The organism is Rhizobium sp. BK312, assembly GCF_014193605.1.
Taxonomy (GTDB): Bacteria; Pseudomonadota; Alphaproteobacteria; order Rhizobiales; family Rhizobiaceae; genus Rhizobium.
The window spans coordinates 69,889-95,772 of the sequence record NZ_JACHZP010000010.1 but is presented as its reverse complement, the minus strand read 5'-3'; the positions used below and the strand labels follow the sequence as shown (position 1 = coordinate 95,772).

Genomic DNA, 25,884 nt, shown 5'->3' with positions numbered 1-25,884 from the left:
AAAAAGGTTCGGACGCCAGATGTGTTGGAGACCTTTCGATGAATCTCATGCGTACCGCGATGCTGCTCGCCTTCATGACCGCCCTGTTCATGGGCGTCGGCTATCTGATCGGCGGTCAATCGGGCATGCTGATCGCATTGGTCGCCGCCGCTGGCATGAATTTCTTTTCCTACTGGAATTCGGACCGGATGGTGCTCTCCACCTACGGAGCGCAGGAGGTAGACGAGCGCAGCGCGCCGGAATTCTACCGTATCGTCCGAGATCTCGCCCGCAATGCCGGCCTGCCGATGCCGAAGGTCTATCTCTATGACAGTCCGCAGCCGAATGCTTTCGCGACAGGCCGCAATCCGGAAAACGCCGCCGTTGCCGCTTCCACCGGCCTGCTGCACGCGCTGACGCCGGAGGAAGTGGCCGGCGTGATGGCCCACGAGCTCGCCCACGTCCAGAACCGCGACACGCTGACCATGACGATCACCGCGACCCTTGCCGGCGCCATCTCGATGCTTGGCAACTTTGCTTTCTTCTTCGGCGGCCGTCGCGACAACAACAATCCGCTCGGCATGGTCGGTGTTCTCGTCGCCATGATCGTCGCCCCTCTGGCTGCCATGCTGGTGCAGATGGCGATCAGCCGGACGCGCGAATATTCGGCCGACCGCCGCGGCGCTGAAATCTGCGGCAATCCGCTCTGGCTCGCCTCCGCCCTCGGCAAGATCGCCCGCGGTGCGGCGCATATTCCGAACGAAGAGGCCGAAGGCCATCCGGCGACCGCGCATATGTTCATCATCAATCCGCTCTCCGGCGAGCGCATGGACAACCTGTTTTCCACCCACCCGAACACGGAAAACCGCATCGCCGCGCTGCATGAACTGGCCCGTTACGGCGGCGGTGGCGCCTCGCCAATGAAGCCGTCTTCTGGCCCATCTTCCGACTTTGCCTCGACGGGACGGTCCTTCGCTGCTAATCCGGGGCGCAAATCGCGCTCCGTGCCGAATACGGGTCGCGGTGGTTCGCAACCGCCGAAGGGTCCCTGGTCTTGAGTTCTGACACGAAAAACAACGCTTCCAACAGAGACGGAAAACGCTCGGGCAAGCCGCCGCAGCCAACGCGACAGCCTGATACGTCTCCGCCGAAGCCGGGCCTTGCGGCCCGCGCGGCTGCGTCGAAGATCCTGGGAGCCGTGCTTGACCGCAAAACCTCGCTCGACGGCATGCTGGATGTCGAAGGCGGCAGCGCCGCCTATACGACGCTCAGTGATGGCGACCGTGCGCTGGTGCGGGCGATCTTGAACAGCGCGCTGCGCCACCTGCCGCGCATCGAGGCGGCGATCTCCTCGCTGCTGGATTCGCCCCTGCCGGAAGGCGCCCGCGCGCTGCATCATGTGCTCGTCGTCGGCGCGACGCAGATCCTCTATCTCGACGTGCCGGATCATTCCGCCGTCGATCTTGCCGTTGAGCAGGCCAACCGCGATCCCCGCAACCGCCGCTTCGCCAAACTGGTCAACGCGATCCTCCGCCGCATTGGCCGCGAGAAGCAGAAGATTCTCGAGCACGTTGCGAAGGTACCGGCTATGCCGGCCTGGTTCCTTTCCCGCCTGGAAGCTGCCTATGGCGGCCCTGCGGCGCTCAGGATCTCCGACACGCAGCTCGAGCCGGCGGCGATCGACCTCACGGTCAAATCCGATCCTGAGGGCTGGGCAAAACGCCTGAATGGCGTAGTGCTGCCGACCGGGGGGGTAAGGCTTGCCGCGTTCGAAGGGTCCATTCCCTCGCTGCAGGGTTTCGATGGCGGCGAGTGGTGGGTTCAGGATGCTGCCGCCAGCATTCCGGCAAAGCTCTTCGGTTCGCTGGTCGGCAAGCGCGTGGTGGATCTCTGCGCAGCGCCCGGCGGCAAGACTGCGCAGCTCATTCTCGCCGGCGCCAAGGTGACGGCTCTCGATCAATCCGCCAATCGCCTGAAGAGACTGTCCGGCAATCTGACGCGCCTAGGCTTCGAGGCCGAAACCGTCGTTGCCGATATGAGCAAATACCAGCCCGAAGAGCTTTTCGACGCCGCTCTGCTCGACGCTCCCTGCTCCTCGACAGGAACGACGCGCCGCCATCCGGACGTGCTCTGGACCAAGGGGCCGGAGGATATCGCCAAGCTCGCCGCGCTGCAGGAGCGCCTGCTTCGCCATGCCCTGACATTGGTCAAGCCAGGCGGCGTGGTGGTGTTTTCCAACTGCTCTCTCGATCCCGAAGAGGGTGAGGATCTGGTCGCGCGTCTGCTGGCAGACACGCAGAATGTCGAACGAGTCCCGGTCACAGCGGGCGATTGGCCGGGTCTGGAAGCGGCGATATCGCCGCTTGGCGCTTTCCGCACCACGCCGGACATGCTCCCGCTTTCCGATGGCTTTGCTTCCGGTCTCGATGGCTTCTTTGCCGTCGTGCTTCGCCGCACTTATTGACCTCCACCTCGAATCATTTTTACCGGGCGGTTAAAAAACGGGCGAATATGTCCCTAATTGATATATTTGTAACCTCTTTTTAACCACGGCCAATGAGAGTAAGCAGAAGCACATATGCAGTTCTGCGGCAGGGTTTTGTGAGTTCATATATGCGGGAAGCATGGCGGCGGATGTCCCGCCGCGCGGCGTTGACGCGATTGCGTCTCACCCGCCACACGATGCGTGTGCCGGAACGCCTGATCGTGGCACCCACCGATCTGCGCAGCGTCGATCCCTTTTTCGTCGAAGAACTTCTGAACGGCCGCATCCTGCTGGCTGGACGGGTCTTGGAAACACAGGGCGAATCGCCTTTTTCGCTCGAATTGCCATCGCTGGCCTTTGCCGCCCGACTGCACAATTTTCGCTGGCTGCGGCATTTGCGAGCGGAAAAGAGCGATCAGGCCTCAGCCGCGGCGCGATCGATCCTCACCGATTGGATTGCCGTTCACGGTCGCCGGCTGCATGGCCTTGCCTGGTCACCCGATATAGCGGCGCAGCGGCTGATCGCGCTTCTGTCGCATTCGCCCGTGCTCTTGCAAGGCACGGATAGCGGTTTTTACCGCCGTTTCATGCGCATGCTGGTTTTCCACGTGCGCTTTCTGCGCCGGACCGTTGCGTCGTCACCGGATGGCATCACCCGGTTTCGTGTGCGCATCGCGCTTGCCATGGCCTCGGTCGCCATGCCGAGCAGTTCGTTGACGCTGAAGCGGGCGGGGCAGGCGCTCGACCGGGAGATAGACCGGCAGATCCTGCAGGATGGGGGCCACATCTCCCGCAATCCGCGCGCATCGCTGGAGCTGCTGCTCGATCTGCTGCCGCTGCGCCAGACCTATGTCAATCTCGGCCACGACGTGCCGGTGCGGCTGATCCCTGGCATCGATCGCATGTATCCGGCACTGCGCTTCTTCCGCCACCAGGATGGCGATCTGGCCCTGTTCAACGGCGCGACATCGACTCTCGCCAATGAGTTAATGTCGGTGCTGCGTTATGACGAGACGGCCGGTCAGGCCTTCAAGGCGCTACCGCATACCAAGTATCACCGGCTGGCGGCCGGGTCGGCCGTTGTCATCATCGATGTCGGGGCTGCAGCTTCGACCGATCTCAGCCGCACTGCGCATGCCGGCTGTCTCTCCTTCGAGATGTCGTCGGGCAAGACGCGCTTCATCATCAATTCCGGCGCGCCCGAATTCGCAGGCGATCGCTTCATGCAGGCGGCGCGGGCGACCGCGGCGCATTCCACCGTCACGCTCAATGACACCTCCTCCTGCCAGTTTTCCAAATCGAAATCGCTTGGGCCAATCATGGTCAGCGGCATCAAGAAGGTCATCGTCGAGCGGGCCGAGACCGAAGACGGGCGCGACTATGTGCGCGCCGCGCATGATGGCTATCTCTCCACCTTCGGCTATGTCCATGAGCGGGAAATCAGCCTCAATGCCAGCGGCACGATCGTCGCCGGCCGCGATCGCTTCTTCGTGCCTGAGGGCAAGAAGAACAAGCCGAAGGGTGAGGGCATTGCTTCGGCCCGCTTCCATATCCACCCTTCCATCAGCCTTTTGCAGACGGAAACGGATTCCGCGCTGCTGATCGCGCCGGACGGAGAGACCTGGGTCTTCTCCTCGCCCGGCAACGAGGTGCTTGTGGCTGAGGATATCTTCTTTGCCGATCCCTCGGGTATGCGCTCTTCCGATCAGCTCGAGATCGTCTTCCGGGTCACGGAAAAGCCGGAAATCCGGTGGTTTTTATCGCATCGGCCATAGGCTAAGCGCGTGAGCTATGCTAACGGGGCGGCATTATCCGTCCCGCACCCTTTTTGCCGGACGCCACATCTCCTCATTCCAGAGCGTTTCCGCTCTGTTTTTTGTTATCGCAACTCCGGACGGAAAACCGCCATACACTTTTCCTGGAGTTGCTCTAGACCGGAGAAAGCCCATGGCCGTCGTTTCCAAGAAAATTCCCGCTCCCGACAAGGTGAAGGTGAAAACCGCACTTCTGTCCGTTTTCGACAAGACTGGCATCGTCGAGTTGGCGCGTGCGCTCAGCGAACAGGGCGTGCGCCTACTGTCGACCGGCGGCACACACAAGGCGATTGCTGCGGCTGGCCTTGCTGTGACCGACGTGTCGGAAGTGACGAATTTTCCGGAGATCATGGACGGCCGCGTCAAGACGCTGCATCCGAAGGTACATGGCGGCCTGCTGGCCATCCGTGACGATACCGAGCATCAGGCTGCGATGAAGGAGCACGGTATCGAGGGCATCGATCTTGCCGTCATCAACCTCTATCCCTTCGAGGACGTGCGCAAGGCGGGCGGCGACTATCCGACGACGGTGGAGAATATCGACATTGGCGGCCCGGCGATGATCCGTGCTTCGGCCAAGAACCATGCCTATGTGACGACGCTCACCGATCCCGCCGATTATACCGAGCTGCTGGCACAGCTTTCCGCCGATGCAGGCCAGACGACCTATGATTTCCGCAAGCGCATGGCCGCCAAGGCCTTTGCCCGCACCGCTGCCTATGACGCGATGATCTCCAACTGGTTTGCCGAAGCGCTCGATATTGCCACGCCACGCCATCGCGTCATCGGCGGGGTTCTGCGCGAGGAAATGCGCTATGGCGAAAACCCGCACCAGAAGGCGGCGTTCTACCTGACCGGCGAAAACCGCCCCGGCGTTTCCACGGCGACGCTCATCCAGGGCAAGCAGCTTTCCTACAACAATATCAACGATACAGACGCCGCCTATGAACTCGTCGCCGAGTTCCTGCCGGAAAATGGTCCGGCCTGCGCGATCATCAAGCATGCTAACCCTTGCGGCGTTGCCACCGGCCCGAGCCTTGTCGAAGCCTATAAGCGCGCGCTCGCCTGCGATTCCACCTCTGCCTTCGGCGGCATCATCGCACTGAACACCCTGCTCGACTCCGCAACGGCGGAAGAGATCGTCAAGCTTTTCACCGAGGTCATCATTGCGCCTGACGTCACCGAGGAAGCCAAGGCGATCATCGCCCGCAAGCCGAATCTCCGCCTCCTCTCGGTCGGCGCCCTGCCCGATCCGCGCGCAGCTGGCCTTACCGCCAAGACCGTCTCGGGCGGCCTGCTCGTGCAGAACCGCGACAACGCGCTGGTCGAGGATATGGAGCTCAAGGTTGTCACCAAGCGCGCGCCGACGGCGCAGGAGCTGGAAGACATGAAGTTCGCCTTCCGCGTCGCCAAGCACGTGAAGTCGAACGCCGTTGTTTACGCCAAGGACGGCCAGACGGCCGGCATCGGCGCGGGGCAGATGAGCCGTGTCGATTCCGCCCGGATCGCCGCCATCAAGGCCGAGGAAGCCGCCAAGGCCATGGGGCTCGCCGAGCCGCTGACGCGCGGCTCCGCCGTCGCTTCCGAAGCCTTCCTGCCCTTTGCCGACGGCCTGCTCTCGGCGATCGCGGCGGGTGCTACGGCCGTCATCCAGCCCGGCGGCTCGATGCGCGACCAGGAAGTGATCGACGCGGCCAACGAGCACAATGTCGCAATGGTCTTCACCGGCGTGCGCCATTTCCGCCATTGATCGGCGGATATACCACATTGAAAAATTGTATATCCCGGCTGGTTCACCAGCCGGGATTCTCTTTGACTACTTCGCCTTATCAGCCGGATAGGGCGTTGGCAGCAGAAGCAGCAATCCGCCGGCAAGGAAGATGACGAGCGTCGCCATGCCGAGGCGGGCCGAACCGCTCCAATAAGTCACCAGCGAGAAGAACAAGGTCGCCATGAAGCTGGTGGCGCGGCCTGACAGCGCGTAGATGCCAAAATAGCGGCCGGCCTCCGAGAGGCTGACACTGCGGGCGAGATAGGAACGCGAGGAGGCCTGCACGGGACCGAAGGCGATGCCGATCAGCAGGCCGTAGCCGATATAGGCTTTTTCCGCCGCGGTGCCGAACAGGCCGCCGGAGCTGACGGTCGAGAGAGGCACGAGGCCGAAGAGCGTGAAGCCGGGTCCTGTAGAGATGATGCCGAAGGTGGCGACCAGCAGCAGCGTCAGACTGATGACAACTGTCGTCTTCGAGCCCAGCCAGCGATCGACATAGCCGGCGGCAAAGCAGCCGAATATGGCGATGATATTGAGGATGATGCCGTAGATACCGATCTCGATCGTCGCCCAGCCGAACATGCCGGCCGCAAAGGTGCCGCCGAGGATCAGCAGGCCGTTGACGCCATCCTGATAGATCATGCGGGCGATGAGGAAGAGGCTGATGCCGCGCCGGCGCTTCAGCTCGCCGAGGGTCGCCGATAGCTCGCGCAGGCCCGAGCGAACGGCAGCGCGAAGCGGCAGGCCACGGGCGGCGTCGGGCGTGAAGAAGAACATCGGCAGAATGAAGATGAAATACCACACGGCCGAGATCGGCCCGGTGATGCGGGCATCCTCGCCGAGCGTGGCATCAAGCCCGAAGAGCGGCGTCAGGCCGAGAATGGTCTTCCCGGTCTGCGGATTACCGGCGAGCAGGGTCACGACGGTGATCAGCACGATCATGCCGCCGAGATAGCCGAGCCCCCAGGCGGCGTTCGACAGCCTGCCGACATCGTCCTTGCCCACCAGCCGTGGCATCATCGAATCGTTGAAGACAATGGAGAATTCGGCCGAGATCGAAGCGAGGATCATGAAGATCACGGGATAGATGACGGGCGACCCGGGGGCTGCGCCCCAGAGGCAGAAGAGACTTGCGATCTTGATGATGGCGAAGAAGGCGATCCAGGGCTTGCGGGCGCCGGATTGATCGGCAATCGAGCCGAGAACCGGCGAGAGGATGGCAATGATCACCGAGGAGATCGTCGCCATATTGCTCCATGTCGTCTGGGCGGAAACGGGATCAGCGGTCAGTCGCGCGACGAAATAGGGGCCAAAGATGAAGGTGGTGACGACGGTGAAGAAGGGCTGGGCCGCCCAGTCGAAGAACATCCAGCCCCAGATGCCACGTGCCGGCACTTTTGCCGGCACGTCATTGCTAACTTCGGTTGCCACCAGATCCTGCCCCTGATTCCGTTACCGCATCAAGCGGTTGGGGCGGACTGTGTCACCTTGCCCGGCCGTTCGCAAGATCGCTAAGCAGGCCGGCGGCGACGGTGATGCGGGCGAGGTTTGGATCGCCGCTTTCGCTGAGGCCGCCGAGCTCCTCGGCGATGCGATTGATGCGGATACGGTCTTCCGCATGCCATGCCTGAACCGGCTGCTTGTCCTTCGGATGGTTGGACAATGCGGAGATGACGATATCGCGGCGGGCGCCGGCGATCTGATCGAGGCTGCGTGCCAAGGCGAGGCTCTCATAGTGATCGCCTGTCACGATCCGGCTGCCGGCGAGCAGCAGGCGGCCGACGCGGAAGGTTTGAGAGACGGTGAAGTAGCTTTCCGCTGCCCGGTTCAGCGTATCGCCAGTGCGCTCGGCGATCTGCATGATCTCAGGCACGAGGACGAGCGCGTAGATCGTCGCGATCTCCGAAGCGAGCTTCTCCGGCAGGCCGGCAGCCTGATATTCCGCTTCGCGCGCGGCGATCTCCGCGGCAAAATCCGCCGGAATATGCGTCAGGAAGACAGGTCGCAGTTTCTTCAAAGCTGCGCGAAGCCGGCTAACGGTTTCTTCGATTTCGCCCTTGGCGGCCCCGGTCTTCAACAGGAGCCGCGTCAGCACGGTATAGACCTCGGTGATCTCACCGTAGACGCGGTTCTGCATCTGGCCGCCGACCTTACCATCAAGCGCATCCGTCTCGTTCCAGAGCCGGTCGAGGTCGAAGCCGTCGCGAGCGATGACGGCGGCTTTCACCACCTCGGCAGCCGATGCCGCCGTCGCATCCATCATGCTGACCGCAAAGCCCGGTCCGCCGCGATTGATCGCTTCGTTGGCAAGCGCCGTGCCGATGATTTCGCGGCGCAGGCGATGGCTTTCGATATCGACGGCGTTCGAGCGTTGCATCTTGGCTGGGAAATAGCGGCTGAGCGTGGCAGCGAAATACGGGTCGTCAGGCAGGTTGCTGGCGACAATCGCGTCGAAGAGAACGATCTTGGCATAGGAAAGCAGCACGCCGATTTCGGCACGGGTCAACGGACGTCCGTTGGCATAACGCTCCGCGAAGGTCTGGTCGTCGGGCAGGGTCTCGACCTTGCGGTTGAGCTGCTTGGCCGCTTCCAGCACGCTCATGAAGCGGCTGAGTTCCAGGCCGTTGCCAGTACCCTTGCGCTCTGTCAGTGAGATCGCCAGGGATTGCAGATAGTTGTTGCGCAGGACGAGCGAAGCCACCTCATCGGTCATGGAGGCAAGCAGCGTATCGCGCTTGGCGCGGGTCAGCCGGCCGTCGTGCATGGCGTTGGCAAGCGCGATCTTGATGTTGACCTCGACGTCGGAAGTGTTGACGCCGGCGGAGTTGTCGATGGCGTCGGAGTTGCAGCGCCCGCCCTTCAGGCCATAGGCAATGCGGCCCTTCTGCGTAACGCCAAGATTGGCGCCTTCGCCGATGACCCTGGCACGGACTTCATCGGCCGTGATGCGGATCGGATCGTTGGCACGGTCGCCGACCTCCGAATCGGTTTCGGACGGCGCCTTGACGTAAGTGCCGATGCCGCCGAACCACAGGAGGTCGACAGGTGCCTTGAGGATCGCCGTCATGATTTCGAAAGGCGTTGCGACCGACTTGTCGATGCCAATGGCTGCGACTGCCTCCGGCGTCAGCGTGACCGATTTTGCCGATCGGGAAATGATCATCGCGCCCTTCGACAGAACGGACTTGTCGAAGTCCTGCCAGCTCGAGCGCGGCAGATCGAATAGGCGTTGCCGCTCGGCGAGCGTCTTGTCCATGTCCGGATCAGGATCGATGAAGATGTCGCGGTGATCGAAAGCGGCAAGCAGGCGGATCTTCGGAGAGAGCAGCATGCCGTTGCCGAAGACATCACCGGACATGTCGCCGACGCCGACGACGTTGAAAGGCGTCGTCTGGATGTCGATATCCATTTCGCGGAAGTGGCGCTTCACGGTTTCCCAGGCGCCGCGGGCGGTGATGCCCATCTTCTTGTGGTCGTAGCCGGCCGAGCCGCCTGACGCAAAGGCATCGTCGAGCCAGAAGCCGGCTTCCTGCGCCAGCGCATTGGCGGTGTCGGAGAAGGTGGCGGTGCCCTTGTCGGCGGCGACGACGAAATAGGGGTCGTCGCCATCGAGCCGCACGGTGTCGGCAGGCGGGATGATATCGGCGCCGGAGATATTGTCGGTAATCGACAGCAGCGTGCGGATATAGGTCTTATAGGCCTCGCGGCCGGCATTGAAGATTTCGTCGCGGCTGCCGCCGACCGGGAGCTTTTTCGGATAGAAGCCGCCCTTGGCGCCAACAGGCACGATGACGGCGTTCTTGACCTGCTGCGCCTTCACGAGGCCCAGCACTTCAGTGCGATAGTCTTCAGCGCGATCCGACCAGCGCAGGCCGCCGCGCGCTACCTTGCCGAAGCGCAGATGGACACCTTCCACCTCGACGCCGTAGACGAAGATTTCACGGAAGGGCCGGGGTTCGGGCAGGCCGTCGAGCAGCTTCGGATCGAGCTTGAAGGCAAGCATGGCCTTAGGCGTGCCGTCCGCATTTTTCTGGAAGTAATTGGTGCGCAGTGTCGCGTCGATGGCGTTGACGTAACGGCGCAGGATGCGGTCGTCATCGAGACTCGGTACGTCGGCAAGCTTGGTTTCGATGGCAGCATGCAGTTCCGGGAGCTTCTTCGTGCGGCTCTTGTCGCTGAGCTTCGGATCGAGCGTGTCGTGAAACAGGCGGAAGAGCGAGGCGGCGATCCCGGGATATTTATCCAGGGTAGAGGCGATATAATCCTGCGAATAGGCAATACCGGCCTGGCGCAGATAGCGAGAATAGGCGCGCAACACGTTAGTTTCGCGAGCGGAGAGATCGGCGGAGACGATCAGCCGATTGAAAGCGTCATTGTCGATCGTGCCGCCGAAGGCGGCGAGGAAGGCTTCTTCAAGGGCAGCGCCGTGGCGAGCGAGATCGATCGTCATGCCGCTGCGGGTTTCGAGCTCCATGTCGTGGAGGACGACATGGCCGGTCGAGCCGTCTTTGGCCGTGACATAGATATCGAAGGTGCGCTCGCTGATAACGTTGAAACCGAGATTTTCGAGCAGCGGCACGCGGCGCGACAGCGCCAGGTTGCCGTCACCATGGAAGATCTTCAGCGAGAGAATGTCACCCGCTTCATCCTTGCGGATATAGAAGGCGATGCGGATCGGCTCGGTGCCGGCCGTGGCAATAATATCAGGCAGATCGGCAAAGGCGTCTTCCGGCGAGAAGGCTTCCTGGAAGGCCTGGCTAACGGAAATGTTCGGCGCCTTTGGACCTGCCAGCATGGCAAAGCGTTCGTCCCAGCGGGCTGTTATGGCGCGTATCGCTTCTTCGAGCTTGGCTTGCGGAACATGCGGCGTCTTTCCGGCGCTGCGGCCGATAATGAAATGCACGCGCGCCACTCCGCCTTCCGGGAAGGCGGGATAATAGGCGGAGACGCGGCCGTCATAGACGGTCTTCAGATAATTGCCGATCTTTTCACGAACGACGGAATCATACTCTTCGCGCGGGACATAGACGATGACGGAGACGAAGCGGTCGAAATGGTCGATGCGCGGCAAAACGCGTACGCGCGGCCGATCGGTCAGGTCGTTGATCTGCTCGGCGAAATTTGCCAGCAATGAGGTGTCGATCTGGAAGAGATCGTCGCGGGGATAGGATTCCAGCGTGTTTTCGAGCGTGCGACCCGAGTGGCTTGTCGGATCGAAGCCGAAGTGATCCTTGACCTTCTGCAGCTTCGAACGCAGCAACGGCACTTCGGTGGCAGCACTCGTATAGGCCGTCGATGTGAAGAGGCCGACGATGCGCAGTTCGCCCGTAACATTGCCATCAGCATCGAAACGCTTGACGCCGACATAATCCATATAGGCACGGCGGTGGACGATCGACTTGACGTTGGCCTTGGTGACGATCAGGAAATCCGGGCCGTCGAGGAAGGCGAGGATTTCCGGCGTCGTGGTGACGGCGTCTTTGCCCTGCCGGAGAACGCGAACATCCGGATTGGAGAGAATGCCGAGGCCGGTACCGCGATCCCGCTCGACCTTGGCGTTGACGCCCTTGCCGGAATAGACATATTCGCGCATGCCGAGGAAGGTGAAATTGCCGTCGCGTAGCCAGGCAAGGAAGGCAAGCGCCTCATCGCGGTCATTCTTGCGGCGGCCGGCAGCCTCATAGGTTGATAGTTCCGATATCACGGTATCGAGGCGCGACAGCATCGGCTTCCAGTCGGAAACGGCAAGATGCGTCTGATCGAGCACGGTCTGGATCCGCTTGGTCAGATCGGTCGCCTGCGCTGTCGTCAGAGGCGAGAGATGAAGCTGGATATGGCTGACCCGATGGGCTGGATCGCTCGGGCGATCGGCGGAATAAAGGCTCGGCTCCTTACCCTTCTCGATGACCAGGATCGGATGCACCGCCATATAGAGATCGCGATAGCTGCTGGTCACTTCGCCCATGATCGATTCATAAAGGAAGGGCATATTGTGGTCGGTGATCGAAAGGATCGAGACGGCAACGCCATCGGGTTCGATACCGCCGACCTGCTCGATGCTGACGCGGGGGGACGTGGCGCTCCAGGCTGCGAGTTCCTTGGCCGCATGCGCCGCGGCAAGTGCCAGCATCTCCGGGCTGTAAAGCTCCATGTCGTCATTGCTAGCCCGGCCAAACAGGATTTCGGGATCGAGATGTGCCTCGCCTGTCGCAGCCGCAATCTTGCGTGCCGCCTCGATCTGTTTTTCCCGTTTCGGATTAGTCTTGGGCGCCATGAAATTCCTCCCGATTTTCGAACTTTGACGACAGTAGCAGAAGGTTTAGCGAAAAAACTGGCAAAAAGAATGCGAATTTGGTTCGTTTCGGACTGATTTTGGTCGGTTTTTTTGAAAAAACTTGCCGAAAACGGCGATGTTGACGAAAAACAGGCTTAATCGGCGAGAAATTGGCGGAATCAACTCGTCAACAGAGGTTTTCATGACTCCGTGAAGGGCGGTTGACAGAGTGCCGCGAAAGGGATCATCAACTTGCGCCATTGCAGTTTGAAGCCCTGAACTGAAAGCACAATCATGTCGCAAGTGTCGGCCGGCGCCGTTATCGTCATTTCCAGTCATGTCGTTCGAGGGTCCGTTGGCAATCGCGCTGCAGTCTTTGCTCTGGAAACACTCGGCCATCCGGTCTGGGCGCTGCCGACCATCGTTCTGCCATGGCACCCTGGCCATGGCCGCTCGACGCGGCTAACCTTCAACGAAGCCGATTTCGACCATGCGATTGACGATCTTATCGCCGCACCCTGGCTTTCCGAGGTCAAGGCGGTGCTATCGGGCTACTTCGGCAACGCCGCCCAGGCGTATGCCGTCGCCCGGCTGGTGACGGCTCTGCGGGAGAAAAACCCGGATATTCTCTATGCCTGTGATCCCGTCATCGGCGATGCCGGCGGGCTGTATGTGCCGCAGGCGACAGCGGAAGCGATCCGCGACTGCCTGATCCCGCTGGCGTCACTCGCAACGCCGAACCGCTATGAGCTTGCCTGGCTGGCGGGAGCGCCGCTCGAGGATAACAACGCCATCATGGAGGCGGCGCTCGCGCTTGGACCGTCGCGCATGCTGGTGACGTCCGCCGTTCCGATGATGGCCGGTGGTATCGGGAACCTCTATCTCAGCGGCCGAAACGCACTGCTTGCCGAGCATCGCAGCGTCGAAGGCGCACCAAATGGGCTCGGCGATCTCCTGTCTGCCGTCTTCCTGTCGCGCCTGCTTTCGGGGATGGATGAGGAGCGGGCATTGCAGCTGACGACGGCCAGCGTCTTCGAGGTGCTGGCACGAGCCGTCAAGCGCGGCAGCAACGAGCTGACGCTGGCCGTAGATTCCGCAAGCCTGTCGACACCGATGGCGATGGTGCAGCTGCGCCACCTTGTCCATCCAGCACAACGCAGGAAAAAGTAACGGCCAGAGCTTTTTAGCCTATCGCGCGCCGAAGATCGCCGAGCCGACGCGAACACTGGTCGCGCCGAAGGCAACTGCGATTTCATAATCGCTCGACATGCCCATCGAGAGCTTTTCGACGCCGGCCTGCTTGGCGAGCTTTGCAAGCAGGGCAAAATGCGGCCCCGGATTTTCGTCGGCGGGCGGGATGCACATCAGGCCCTCTATGGAAAGCCCGAGCTCCTTACGGCAGAGATCGACGAAACTGGCCGTATCGTCGGGCGCGATACCCGCCTTTTGCGGCTCTAACCCGGTATTGACCTGTACGTAGAGCCGAATGGCCTTGCCCTGTCGCTTGATTTCATCGGCAATGGCCCGCGCGATCTTTTCCCGGTCAACGGTTTCGATCACGTCGAACAGCGCCACGGCGTCTGCGGTCTTGTTCGATTGCAGCGGCCCGATTAGATGCAATTCAATCCCGGGCGTTTCGGTCTTGAGCTCTGGCCACTTGCCCTGGCTCTCCTGCACGCGGTTTTCGCCAAACACCCGCTGGCCGGCCGAAATCGCCGGGCGGATCTGACCGGCATCGAAGGTCTTGGAAACGGCAACGAGCTGCACAGAGCCGGCAGCTCGGCCGGCCTGACGCTCGGCAGCCGCGATATGGGAACGGACTTCGTCCAAGCGCTCTTGAAGTTCCATCTTCTCGCCTCGATATTTGGCTTGCTTCTCAAACTTTGCAGTAATGAGGCTCGCAGGCTTTGCCAAGGGCGAATGCGACCGAATCCGGCTTTGCATTGCAAGATAAGGCACTTGCTGCGGCTGCTAAACTTGACGCTTGGGTGGTTTCGTGGTGAAGGTCACGCCTTACTCCCCATGATTTTCCGGAATACAAGAACAGATGACTAGCGAACGTTATAATCCGCGCGATGCCGAGCCCCGCTGGCAGGAAAAATGGAACGAAGAGAAGGTCTTCGTGACAGATAATGCCGATCCGCGTGAGAAATATTACGTCCTAGAGATGTTTCCCTATCCGTCCGGCCGCATCCATATGGGTCATGTGCGTAACTACGCCATGGGCGATGTCGTTGCCCGCTACAAGCGCGCCCGCGGCTATAACGTGCTGCATCCGATGGGCTGGGACGCCTTCGGCATGCCGGCGGAAAACGCCGCACGCGACAATAAAGTGCATCCGAAGGAATGGACCTACCAGAACATCGCCTCCATGCGCACCCAGCTGAAGGCCATGGGGCTGTCGCTCGACTGGAGCCGCGAGTTCGCGACCTGCGACGTCGATTATTATCACCGTCAGCAGATGCTCTTCATCGACATGATGGAGAAGGGCCTGGTCTACCGCAAGAAGTCCAAGGTCAACTGGGACCCGGTTGACAATACCGTTCTCGCCAATGAGCAGGTCATCGACGGCCGCGGCTGGCGCTCGGGCGCTCTGGTCGAGCAGCGAGAGCTGACGCAGTGGTTCTTCAAGATCACAGAGTTCAGCCAGGAACTGCTGGATGCTCTGGATACGCTCGACCATTGGCCGGAAAAAGTGCGGCTGATGCAGAAGAACTGGATCGGCCGCTCCGAGGGCCTGACGGTTCGCTGGGAAATCGTGGCCGAAACAGCTCCCAACAGCGATCGCGAGATCACCGTTTACACCACCCGTCCCGATACACTGTTCGGCGCCTCCTTCCTGGCGATCTCGGCCGACCATCCGCTCGCCAAGGAAGCGGCTGCCAAGGATCCGGCCATCGAGGCTTTCTGCGAGGAATGCCGCCGTGCCGGCACCTCGCTGGCAGCACTCGAAACCGCCGAGAAGAAGGGCATGGACACCGGCATCCGCGTCCACCATCCCTTTGACGCATCCTGGGAGCTGCCCGTCTATATCGCCAATTTCGTGCTAATGGATTATGGCACGGGCGCTATCTTCGGCTGCCCGTCCGGCGATCAGCGCGACCTGGATTTCGCCCGCAAGTATGGCCTGCCGGTCGTTCCCGTCGTCATGCCCGCTGGTGGCGATGCGGCGAGCTTTGTCGTCGGCGACGTCGCCTATGACGGCGATGGCGTGATGATCAATTCGCGCTTCCTTGACGGCATGAGCACCGAGGAAGCCTTCCAGACGGTGGCGACGAAGCTCTCTGAGACGAGCCTCGGCAACACGCCGCAGGCTGAGCGCAAGGTGAATTTCCGCCTGCGCGACTGGGGCATCTCCCGTCAGCGTTACTGGGGCTGCCCGATCCCGGTCATCCATTGCGATGACTGCGGCGTGCTGCCGGTGCCGAAGAAGGATCTGCCCGTCAAGCTGCCCGACGACGTGACTTTCGACCAGCCGGGCAATCCGCTCGATCGGCACGCCAGCTGGCGGCATGTCGCCTGCCCGCAATGCGGCAAGGATGCCCGCCGTGAAACCGATACGATGGATACTTTCGTCGATTCGAGCTGGTATTACGCCCGCTTCACCGCTCCCTGGGAAAATCAGCCGACGGATCCGAAGGCCGCCAATCACTGGCTGCCTGTCGACCAGTATATCGGCGGTATCGAACACGCGATCCTGCACCTGCTCTATTCGCGCTTCTTTACCCGCGCCATGCGCGAAACCGGCCATCTTGACGTGAAGGAGCCTTTCAAGGGCTTGTTCACGCAAGGCATGGTCGTGCACGAAACCTATAGCCGCGGCAGCGGCCTGACGCGCGAATGGGTGTCGCCGGCCGATATCAGGATCGAGGAAGTCGACGGCCAGCGCCGCGCCACACTGCTGTCATCAGGCGAAGACATCGCCATCGGTTCGATCGAGAAGATGTCGAAATCGAAGAAGAACGTCGTCGACCCCGACGATATCATCGCCTCCTATGGCGCCGATACGGCACGCTTCTTCGTGCTCTCCGATTCGCCGCCCGATCGCGATGTCATCTGGTCGGAAGCCGGCGTCGAGGGCGCACATCGTTTCACCCAGCGCATGTGGCGCCTGATCTCCGAAGCCGCCGATGTCCTGAAGGCGGTCGAACCTGCGGCGGCTAAGGAAGGCGAAGCCCTGGCGATTTCGCAGATCGCCCACCGCACGCTGAAGGCGGTTCAGGGCGATTACGACAAGCTCGCCTTCAACAAGGCCGTGGCGCGCATTTATGAATTCGTCAATGCGCTGGCGGCACCGCTCGGCAAGGTCGCGGCCGGTCAGGCCGATAGCGCCTATCGCTCTGCCGTTCGCGAAGCCGTGGAAATTTTGGTTGCGCTGGTCGCGCCGATCACGCCGCATCTGGCCGAGGAATGCTCCGCTGCGCTTGGCAACGTCGACATGGTCGCGACCAGCCCATGGCCCGTTTATGACGAGGCGCTCGTGATCGAGAATGAGATCGTTTATCCCATTCAGATCAACGGCAAGAAGCGCGCTGAATTGACAATCGCGCGCGATGCAGATCAGAATGCCGTGCAACAGGCCGTGCTCGCCCTGGACGCCGTTACAAGCGCATTGAATGGTCAGGCGCCAAAGAAGATCATCGTCGTTCCACAGAGGATCGTAAACATTGTCGTCTGATAGACTTTTTAAATTCGCCCGCATGGCTGGCGTTGCGTCTCTGGTGGCCGTTGTCGGCCTCCTGTCTGCATGTCAGGTTCGACCGCTCTATGCCGTCAGCACGGGCGTGACGCAGAAGCTGTCGGAAGTTTCCTTCTCTGACGTCAACACGCGCGTGGGCCTCCAGGTGCGCAACCAGCTGATCTTCATCGCCGGGCGCGGTGCAGGGGAGACCAAGACGCCGAAATACAGTGTCGACCTGAGCGTCAGCTCCGGCACCGGCGGCGTGCTTTATCTGCCGTCTTCGAGTACGTCGGCCGCAGGCCGCACGACTGTGACCGCCTCCTTCACATTGAAGGAGATCAGCACCGGCAAGATCATCAAGTCCGGTAGCCGCGCGGTAACTTCACTGGTCGACTTCCCGACGCAGGAATTTGCCAAGCAGCGCGCAATCCGTGATTCGGAAGACCGTGCCGCCCGTGAAGTCGCCGAGATAGTAGCAGCCGACATCGGCGCCGCGCTCAGCCGCTGATAGAGAGCGCGGCATGGCAGAAATCAAGTCTCATGAATTTGACGGATTCCTGCAGAATGCCGCGCGCAATTACCGGATCTTCGTGATCTACGGTCCGGATCGCGGTCTCGTTTCCGAACGCGCCGCGCAGATTGCCGGCAAGACGGGCGTTGATCTCAAAGACGCATTTTCCCTCATAAAGCTCGACGTCGGCGACCTGCAGAATGACGCTGGCCGCCTGCTTGACGAAGTCAACGCGATCGGCCTGTTCGGCGGCGAAAAGCTCGTCTGGATTCGCGGCGCCGCCAATGAGAAGGCGCTGGTCGATGCGCTGCAGATCATCGCGGACAATCCGCCCGATGCCAGTTTTGTCATCGTCGAAGCCGGCGATCTCAAGAAGGGATCGGGATTGCGCAAGGTGGCAGAGCCGGCTCGAACTGTCGCGACCATTCCCTGCTATGCCGATGACGCAAGAGCCCTCAACAATCTGATCGATACCGAATTGGCGAATGAAGGCCTGCGCATCTCATCTGCTGCCCGCCAGGCGCTGCTCGAACTTCTCGGTGGCGACCGCATCGCCTCGCGCAACGAAGTGCGCAAGCTCGCGCTTTACTGCCGCGGGCAGGGGACGATCGAAGAAGAGCACGTGATCGAAATTATTGGCGATGCCAGCGCCATTTCCACCGACGATGCCGTTGATGCGATTCTTAAAGGGGATTCCAGCGCCTTTCTACATGCCATGCAGAAAATCGCCTCGTCCAAAACGCCGATGTTTCTCGTTTTGCAAGGCTGTCTGAGGCAGTTTCAGATGCTTGACACGATGCGGGCCGAGATGGATGAAAAGCGCCTCGCACCCGCTCAGGTCATGCAGACGCATGGGCGCCATCTCCATTTCAGACGAAAGCCCGTGATCGAGCAGGCGCTGAAAAGCTGGAACGCTCCCGCCATTGCCCGCGAGATGAACAGGCTGCAAATGGCCATTCTGCAGACACGTCAGCGCGCCAGCCTCGAAGATACGATCGCAACGCAAACGCTGCTTGCGACCACTCTCCAATCAGCCCGCAAGGGCTGATGTTTCACGGGAATCAAGCGCGCGCAAATCTCGGAAAAGCCAGAGCTCTCCGCTAATATATTGTTCTTATTGCATTTTCTCTGTGTTACCGGCGCTCCAGCAGCCGGCATATCTCTTCAAGCTGCTCCAGCGTCTTATAGCTGATTTTCACCTGGCCGCCATTGCCGCGGTGATTGATCGAGACATCCAGCCCGAGCGTGTCCGACAGTGTGCGCTCGAGCGCCAGCGTATCGGAATCCTTTTCATCCCTGCGCGCGCCGGCGGGGCGGGGGTCATTCTGAGCCTTAATGTCGTTCTGCGCGAGACGCTCGGCATCGCGAACCGACATGCCCTTTGAAACAACGGTTCTCGCAAGCCCTGTCGGATCGGAGGTTGAAACCAGGGCGCGGGCATGGCCGGCGGAAAGCGAACCCGCGGCAAGCATATCACGCACCGGGTCGGGGAGCTTCAACAAACGCAGAGAGTTGGCGACATGGCTGCGGCTCTTGCCGATGATTTCACCGAGATCGTTTTGCGTATAGCCGTGTTCGGCAATCAGCTGCTCGTAACCCAGCGCCTCTTCCAGGGGATTGAGATCCGCTCGCTGCACATTCTCGACAATGGCGATCTCAAGCGCTGTCTTGTCATCGACATCGCGAACGATCACTGGAATTTCGATCAGACCGGCAAGCTGCGCCGCCCGCCAGCGCCGTTCACCGGCAATGATCTCATAGCGATCGACCGAGGTGGTGCGAACGACGACCGGCTGTACGATGCCATGTTGGCGAATGGAGCTGGCAAGATCATGCAACTCGGTCTCGTCGAAATAGCGGCGAGGATTGCGCGGGTTGCGGCTGATGAATTCGATCGGGACCAAGCGATCGGGATTGACCGCCGGTCGGCTTGCATCCACGGGCGTCGGCTGGTCCATCTCCCCGATGAGAGCCGCCAGTCCGCGCCCAAGGCGCCGCTTCGAAAGATCATCATTCATTGCCGATACTCACCCTGAAACAAATACTAGATATCAGGCGGCAGCTTTCCGCTGCCGCTCTCTTTGAATGACTTCGGAAGCCAGTTGGAGATAGGCTTGGCTGCCGGCGCACTTCAGATCGTAAAGAATGGCTGGTTTGCCATAGGAAGGCGCCTCGGACACGCGCACGTTGCGTGGAATCAACGTGTGGTAGACCTTTTCGCCCAGATGGGTCCGTACGTCGCTCACCACTTGCTGCGCTAGATTATTACGGGAATCGAACATGGTTAGGACGATCCCCTGGATGTCCAGGGATGGATTGACCGTGCGCCGAACCTGATCGACCGTCTCCAGCAATTGACTGAGGCCTTCCAGGGCGAAAAATTCGCATTGTAACGGCACCAAAACGGAATGCGCCGCAGCCATCGCGTTCATCGTCAGGAGATTGAACGAGGGTGGGCAATCAACGAGAATATAGGAAAAGGAGAGAGCGTCCGGCGTATTCAACGCACGGCGCAGCTTGAAGACGCGATCGGATTGCTGCGCAATCTCCATCTCAATCCCGAGCAGATCCATCGTCGACGGCACAATAAAGAGATTCGGTACGGCCGTTTCCTGCACCGTGTCCATGATACCGTGGCTACCGACGAGCAGATCATAGGAAGACAATTTGCGATCGCGCCGTTCAATACCCAAACCCGTGCTAGCATTGCCCTGCGGATCGAGATCGACGATGAGGACACGCTCGCCAATGGCGGCAAGGGCCGTCGCGAGGTTGATTGCCGTCGTCGTCTTGCCGACGCCGCCCTTTTGATTTGCGATGGTAATAATCCGGTTTCGCTCGCCGATCATCTGCCGCATATCCAATTATGGTTAAATCAGGCGTCGAAGGTGGCTGAATTCCAAAATAACCGAATCTCGCTCAACGACACTCTGATGTTTTACCAGATCGAATTGCCAACGACCACGGGCTTTCTGAAGCTCCCGCTCGTAATCCCGGCCTTTGTGCAGCAGAAGGCGGAGATTTTCATTGCGCATGAGCCAAGGCTCCGCGTAGTCCAGCAATGTCTCAAGCTCCGCAAGGGCGCGAGCGGAGATCATATCGCAGTTTTGGATGGCTGCGGGTGCCTCTTCGATACGAATGGCATGAACCGCGCCGCGGGCATCGCATTCACGCAGACAGACGCGCAGAAAAGCAGCTTTCTTCTGATTGCTCTCGACCAGATCGACATGACCTGCGCCTTTTTCTGCAAGCAGGATCGCAGTTATCACGCCCGGAAATCCGCCACCGCTTCCCAAATCAACCCAATGATCGGTTACGGGATGCAATTGAAAAATCTGCGCACTGTCCGAGATATGGCGACGCCAGAGATCATCGATTGTGGACGGCGCGACAAGATTGATGGTCTTTGCCCATTTTTGAAAGAGTTGTGCAAAATGCTGCAGCCGCTCCTGTGTTTCACGTGAAACACGTACGCCGTTCAATTCCATATTATGGACTCTCTAACCTTGTATTGTCAGGAAACGAGTTTCTGCTCTTCGGCTGTACCCAACTTCCTTAGATAAGCCAACAGCAAAGAGATTGCAGCCGGCGTCATTCCGTCAAGGCGTGATGCTTGCGCGATATTCTTGGGGCGGGCGGCCGTGAGCTTCTGCTTCAGCTCGTTGGATAATCCCGAAATAACGGAGAAGTCGAATTCTGCCGGTATGGCACGCTCTTCCTCTCTCCGAGCCTGAACGATATCGGCGGTCTGGCGATCCATATAAACGGCGTAGGCCGCCTCGATTTCTATCGCCTCGCCAATCCTTCGCTGCATTGAATGCAGTTCCGGCCAAATGTGCGAGAGACTTTCAATGGACTGGCCCGGATGCGAAAGAAGCTCATAAGCCGAGCGGCGTTGGCCATCCTTGTTAAGATGCATTCCGGCGCGTTCTGCTTCATTCGGCGTAACCGTCAAGCTCTTCAAGCGATCGCGGGCCTGGTCAAGAGTCTTTATATACTGCTCGAAGCGCATGGCCCGATCAGAACCGACGCAGCCTACGGCAATACCCATCGGCGTCAGACGAACGTCTGCGTTGTCTGCCCGCAGCGATAGGCGATACTCCGCCCGCGATGTAAACATGCGATAAGGTTCCGCGACACCGCGCGAGGTCAAATCGTCAATCATCACCCCAATATAGGATTCCGTACGACTGAACTCGATTGATTTGCCGCCCGCCGCTAGACGCGCAGCATTCAGTCCCGCAACGAGCCCCTGAGCGCCAGCTTCTTCATATCCCGTTGTACCATTGATCTGGCCTGCCAGAAAAAGGCCGGGAATCTTCTCCACTTCCAGGGACAGCTTCAATTCGCGCGGATCGACATGGTCGTATTCGATCGCGTACGCATGTTGAAGAATGCGAACTCGTTCCAGACCCGGAATGGTCCTGACGAATTCCTCTTGAACGTCCTCCGGCAGGGACGTGGATATGCCGTTCGGGTAGACCGTAGTGTCGTCCAAACCTTCTGGCTCCAGAAAGATCTGGTGGCCATCACGCTCGCCGAACTTGACGATCTTGTCCTCTATGGAAGGACAATAGCGTGGCCCGACACCTTCAATCTGCCCTGAATACATCGCCGACCGCTTCAGGTTTTCAGCAATAATTCTATGCGTTTCCGGCGTCGTGCGGGTAACACCGCATTCGATCTGCGGATTCACGATAGCATCCGTCATGAAGGAAAAAGGCGTCGGATCTTCATCCGCACCCTGACGCCCGACCGAGTCCCAATCGATCGTTGCACCATCAAGCCGGGCAGGTGTCCCGGTCTTCAACCGACCCAATGCCAGTCCATGCCGGAGCAACGTATTCGAGAGTCCAATAGAGGGTTCTTCTCCGACGCGGCCCGCCGGTATCTTTCTATCGCCGATGTGGATAAGGCCGCGAAGAAAAGTCCCTGTTGTCAGGACGACGGCCCCACAGGGAATATGACGCCCGTCCTTCAAGATCACGGCGGACACGCGGCCGTGCTCAAAGGCAAGATCGAAAGCGTCACCCTCTATAACATCGAGATTATCGATGGCGGCGATCTCTGCTTGCATGGCCAGGCGATACAGCTTCCGATCCGCCTGCGTGCGGGGGCCTCGCACCGCCGGGCCTTTCTTGCGATTGAGCATGCGAAATTGAATGCCCGCCGCATCCGCGACGCGGCCCATCAAGCCGTCAAGAGCGTCAATTTCGCGAACCAAGTGACCCTTGCCAAGTCCGCCAATCGCGGGATTGCAGGACATGACACCGATCGTCTCGCGCCTATGCGTCACGAGCGCCGTGCGCGCGCCCAAGCGCGCCGATGCAGCGGCAGCTTCGCTCCCTGCATGACCACCGCCCACAACAATCACATCATACGCTTTATCGAACATCATCAAGTCCTCGGCCGTGCCGTTTGTTTGGCACACCAATTTCAGGAGTCAAGAAGGTTTCACGTGAAACGTTCAGCTAGGGTATGCCGCTCTCTGTTTCACGTGAATCATTTGCCGATGCAGAATTCCGAGAAGATCACATCCAGTAGATCTTCGACATCGACGCGTCCGGTTATGCGCCCCAAGCTCGTGGCCGCCTGCCGCAAGTACTCCGCTCTAATATCCAGACCTCGATCCTCGAACGCGAGCGCCGCCGCCACCGCACCAAGGCTATCGGTCAGCAATGTGCGATGACGCAAGCGGCTAGGAAGAGCCAGGGACAGCATTCCCGAACGTGCCTGCAAATCCCGCCGAAGAAGCTCATGCAACTCATTCAATCCGGCGACGTCCACGGCTGAAATCATTACATCATAGCGATTGTGAATGCCGGGGTGAATATCAGATTTTGTTCCGACAGTCAGCACCTTGCCGGCAAAGCCTGGAAAGGCGCGTTGCGGTTCCTCGCCGATTTCGGCCAGAGATAAAACCAGATCTGCGTCTGCCACTGTGCGTAACGCACGGCGAATGCCTTCACGCTCGACGATCTCGTTAGTCTCCCGAAGCCCCGCCGTATCGTAGAGCTTGACTGCATATCCCTCGATATTCAGATCGACGTGCAGCACGTCACGGGTGGTTCCGGCAATGTCTGTGACAATCGCCACTTCGCGCTTCGCTAGCGCGTTCATCAGGCTGGATTTGCCGGCATTGGGTGGGCCCGCGATCACCACCTTTAGCCCGTCGCGAATAATCTCGCCGAGATCGGCGCCTGCAAGATGGTCAGACAGCTCGCGGTGCAATTGCTTCATATCCGCCCAGACCATATCCGATACGGAGCCGGGGACATCATCCTCATCGGCAAAGTCCAGCTCCGCTTCGATCAGAGCACGCGCGCGCGTTAAACGATCTGCCCAGCTGTTATAGAGGTCCGATAGCCCCCCGGCGGCATGCTCCATTGCGAGCCGCCGCTGCATCTCGGTTTCGGCGCTGATAAGATCGGCAAGGCCTTCTACCTCCACCAGATCCATCTTTCCATTTTCCAGCGCTCGTCGGGAGAACTCCCCATGTTCCGCTAGGCGAAAGTTTTCGAACCTCGAGAGCTCGTCGAGGAGCGCGTTCACCACCGCCTTGCCGCCGTGAACGTGAATTTCCACGCAATCCTCACCCGTGAAGGAGGCAGGACCGGGAAAAGTCAGGACAAGAGCTCGGTCGATAATTAGATCGTTACGAGTCCGAATCGTTTTAAGAGTCGCTTGTCGTGGCATCGGCAACGCGCCAGCAAGCGACTTGGCCGCGCGAAAGGCTCCATTTCCGCTGATACGCACCACAGCAACTCCAGCGGGCAAGCCGCCGCTGGATAGTGCATAGATTGTCTCGCTTGTCGCCAACATCAGATTGAACCGCATCCGAATCGATTGCCGAAGAATTTCTGACTTCGACGTTCGATACATCAAAAACAAAATCGGGCCGCATAACGCAGCCCGATCATAGCACTATTCAACACCGATAATCCTTCGACAGGAGCAATCCCGTAGCAGGTTAGGTGTTCATCGAATCGAAGAAATCCGGGTTGTTCTTCGTCTGCTTGAGCTTGTCGATCAGGAATTCGATCGCATCGGTCGTGCCCATGGGCGCGAGGATACGGCGAAGAACGAAGATCTTTTGCAGATCCTGGCGCGGAACGAGAAGGTCTTCCTTGCGCGTACCGGACTTGAGGATATCCATCGCCGGGAAGATGCGCTTGTCGGCCACCTTACGGTCAAGAACGATTTCCGAGTTACCGGTACCCTTGAACTCTTCAAAGATCACTTCATCCATGCGGCTGCCGGTATCGATCAGGGCCGTCGCGATGATCGTCAGCGAACCACCTTCTTCGATATTACGCGCGGCACCGAAGAAGCGCTTCGGGCGCTGCAGGGCGTTGGCGTCGACACCACCGGTCAAGACCTTGCCGGAAGAGGGGACGACGGTGTTGTAGGCGCGGCCGAGGCGGGTGATGGAATCGAGCAGGATGACGACGTCGCGGCCGTGCTCGACGAGGCGCTTGGCCTTTTCGATGACCATTTCGGCGACCTGAACATGGCGCACGGCCGGCTCGTCGAAGGTCGACGAGATGACTTCGCCGCGGACGGAGCGCTGCATATCAGTCACTTCTTCCGGACGCTCGTCGATCAAGAGAACGATCAGGTAGCAATCCGGATGATTGGCGGTGATCGAATGGGCGATGTTCTGCAGCAGGACGGTCTTACCCGTGCGCGGCGGAGCGACGATCAGGCCGCGCTGGCCCTTGCCGAGCGGTGCAACAAGATCGATCACGCGGGGCGAAAGATCCTTCGACGTGGGTACGTCGAGTTCCATGCGGAAGCGCTCATTGGGATAGAGCGGCGTCAGATTATCGAAGTGAACCTTGTGACGGATCTTTTCCGGATCGTCGAAATTGATGGTGTTGACTTTAAGGAGCGCGAAATAACGTTCGCCTTCCTTCGGTCCGCGGATCGGTCCCTCGACCGTGTCGCCGGTCTTCAAGGAGAAGCGGCGGATCTGGGAGGGGGAGATGTAGATATCGTCCGGACCGGGAAGATAGTTTGCATTCGCGGAACGCAAGAAACCGAAGCCGTCCTGCAAAACTTCGACGACGCCCTCGCCGATGATTTCTACGTCTTGGCTCGCCAATTCCTTCAGAATTGCAAACATCAGTTCCTGTTTGCGCATCGTGCTGGCGTTTTCGACCTCGAGCGATTCGGCAAAGGCCAGGAGATCGGTCGGGGATTTATTTTTCAGTTCCTGAAGCTTCATTTCAGCCATGAAGGGAATTACTCATTTTTTTAGGAGGGGAAAGGCAATGTTGCTCGTATTCAGAACCGCGATAGGGGCGCTCGCGGGCGACAGAATGGATACATGCCACGAAGAGAAGATGGCGGGAAAATAGCGACTCACT

At 59.9% G+C, this 25,884-nt stretch carries 17 protein-coding genes; 8 read left to right on the top strand and 9 right to left on the bottom strand.

Annotated elements, in window-relative coordinates; all coding sequences use genetic code 11:
- Positions 1 to 38: 38 nt before the first annotated feature.
- The 4 genes from htpX to purH all read left to right on the top strand — a co-directional run bounded on the left by htpX (position 39) and on the right by purH (position 6,028).
- Entirely contained in the window at positions 39 to 1,037 is a 999-nt protein-coding gene (gene htpX, locus FHT85_RS25185) for a zinc metalloprotease HtpX (RefSeq protein WP_112400249.1), read from the top strand.
- Positions 1,034 to 2,443 (top strand): RsmB/NOP family class I SAM-dependent RNA methyltransferase, encoded by a 1,410-nt coding sequence (locus FHT85_RS25180; RefSeq protein ID WP_112400248.1) that lies wholly within the window; start codon positions 1,034 to 1,036, stop codon positions 2,441 to 2,443. The genes htpX and FHT85_RS25180 overlap by 4 nt, the downstream gene beginning before the upstream one ends.
- A 92-nt stretch (positions 2,444 to 2,535) precedes the next feature.
- Entirely contained in the window at positions 2,536 to 4,239 is a 1,704-nt protein-coding gene (locus FHT85_RS25175) for a heparinase II/III family protein (RefSeq protein ID WP_112338622.1), read from the top strand.
- Between the two features lie 172 nt (positions 4,240 to 4,411).
- A complete protein-coding gene (purH, locus tag FHT85_RS25170) occupies positions 4,412 to 6,028 on the top strand; it encodes a bifunctional phosphoribosylaminoimidazolecarboxamide formyltransferase/IMP cyclohydrolase (RefSeq protein ID WP_112400247.1) in 1,617 nt (538 codons plus the stop codon).
- A 66-nt stretch (positions 6,029 to 6,094) separates the two neighbouring features.
- Here purH and FHT85_RS25165 read toward each other — a convergent pair whose 3' ends face one another.
- Together FHT85_RS25165 and FHT85_RS25160 are read right to left on the bottom strand one after the other, a co-directional pair.
- Positions 6,095 to 7,483, bottom strand: coding sequence for an MFS transporter (locus tag FHT85_RS25165; protein ID WP_112338620.1), 1,389 nt, complete (start codon positions 7,481 to 7,483; stop codon positions 6,095 to 6,097).
- A gap of 49 nt (positions 7,484 to 7,532) precedes the next feature.
- Positions 7,533 to 12,323 (bottom strand): NAD-glutamate dehydrogenase, encoded by a 4,791-nt coding sequence (locus tag FHT85_RS25160; protein WP_112400245.1) that lies wholly within the window; start codon positions 12,321 to 12,323, stop codon positions 7,533 to 7,535.
- 294 nt (positions 12,324 to 12,617) lie between these two features.
- Here FHT85_RS25160 and pdxY point away from each other — a divergent pair, with 294 nt between their 5' ends.
- Positions 12,618 to 13,493, top strand: coding sequence for a pyridoxal kinase PdxY (gene pdxY, locus FHT85_RS25155; protein WP_112338618.1), 876 nt, complete (start codon positions 12,618 to 12,620; stop codon positions 13,491 to 13,493).
- 18 nt (positions 13,494 to 13,511) lie between these two features.
- Here pdxY and FHT85_RS25150 read toward each other — a convergent pair whose 3' ends face one another.
- Positions 13,512 to 14,171 carry a YggS family pyridoxal phosphate-dependent enzyme gene (locus FHT85_RS25150; RefSeq protein WP_112338662.1) on the bottom strand — a complete coding sequence of 220 codons (660 nt, stop codon included), beginning with the start codon at positions 14,169 to 14,171 and terminating at the stop codon, positions 13,512 to 13,514.
- 199 nt (positions 14,172 to 14,370) lie between these two features.
- On the opposite strand from FHT85_RS25150, the gene leuS reads away from it, so the two are divergent.
- From leuS to holA, 3 genes are read left to right on the top strand one after another with little or no spacing between them, the layout of a single operon-like run.
- Positions 14,371 to 17,001, top strand: coding sequence for a leucine--tRNA ligase (gene leuS, locus FHT85_RS25145; protein WP_112410475.1), 2,631 nt, complete (start codon positions 14,371 to 14,373; stop codon positions 16,999 to 17,001).
- Positions 16,991 to 17,512, top strand: coding sequence for an LPS assembly lipoprotein LptE (locus FHT85_RS25140; RefSeq protein WP_112338616.1), 522 nt, complete (start codon positions 16,991 to 16,993; stop codon positions 17,510 to 17,512). The genes leuS and FHT85_RS25140 overlap by 11 nt, the downstream gene beginning before the upstream one ends.
- A 13-nt stretch (positions 17,513 to 17,525) precedes the next feature.
- Positions 17,526 to 18,563 (top strand): DNA polymerase III subunit delta, encoded by a 1,038-nt coding sequence (holA, locus tag FHT85_RS25135; RefSeq protein WP_112338615.1) that lies wholly within the window; start codon positions 17,526 to 17,528, stop codon positions 18,561 to 18,563.
- Positions 18,564 to 18,648: 85 nt separating this feature from the next.
- On the opposite strand, the gene FHT85_RS25130 is transcribed toward holA, so the two are convergent.
- The 6 genes from FHT85_RS25130 to rho all read right to left on the bottom strand — a co-directional run bounded on the left by FHT85_RS25130 (position 18,649) and on the right by rho (position 25,751).
- Complete coding sequence (locus FHT85_RS25130) at positions 18,649 to 19,533, bottom strand: ParB/RepB/Spo0J family partition protein (protein WP_112338614.1); 885 nt, start codon at positions 19,531 to 19,533, stop codon at positions 18,649 to 18,651.
- A gap of 33 nt (positions 19,534 to 19,566) precedes the next feature.
- Entirely contained in the window at positions 19,567 to 20,364 is a 798-nt protein-coding gene (locus tag FHT85_RS25125) for a ParA family protein (protein WP_015341771.1), read from the bottom strand.
- Between the two features lie 21 nt (positions 20,365 to 20,385).
- Positions 20,386 to 21,003 carry a 16S rRNA (guanine(527)-N(7))-methyltransferase RsmG gene (gene rsmG, locus FHT85_RS25120; protein ID WP_112338613.1) on the bottom strand — a complete coding sequence of 206 codons (618 nt, stop codon included), beginning with the start codon at positions 21,001 to 21,003 and terminating at the stop codon, positions 20,386 to 20,388.
- 26 nt (positions 21,004 to 21,029) lie between these two features.
- Positions 21,030 to 22,910, bottom strand: a complete 1,881-nt coding sequence (gene mnmG / locus FHT85_RS25115; RefSeq protein ID WP_112410557.1) for a tRNA uridine-5-carboxymethylaminomethyl(34) synthesis enzyme MnmG — start codon at positions 22,908 to 22,910, stop codon at positions 21,030 to 21,032.
- Between the two features lie 107 nt (positions 22,911 to 23,017).
- Entirely contained in the window at positions 23,018 to 24,352 is a 1,335-nt protein-coding gene (gene mnmE / locus FHT85_RS25110; RefSeq protein ID WP_112338612.1) for a tRNA uridine-5-carboxymethylaminomethyl(34) synthesis GTPase MnmE, read from the bottom strand.
- Between the two features lie 133 nt (positions 24,353 to 24,485).
- Positions 24,486 to 25,751: a transcription termination factor Rho gene (rho, locus tag FHT85_RS25105; RefSeq protein WP_015341775.1), complete on the bottom strand. Its 1,266-nt coding sequence runs from the start codon at positions 25,749 to 25,751 to the stop codon at positions 24,486 to 24,488.
- Positions 25,752 to 25,884: the final 133 nt, after the last annotated feature.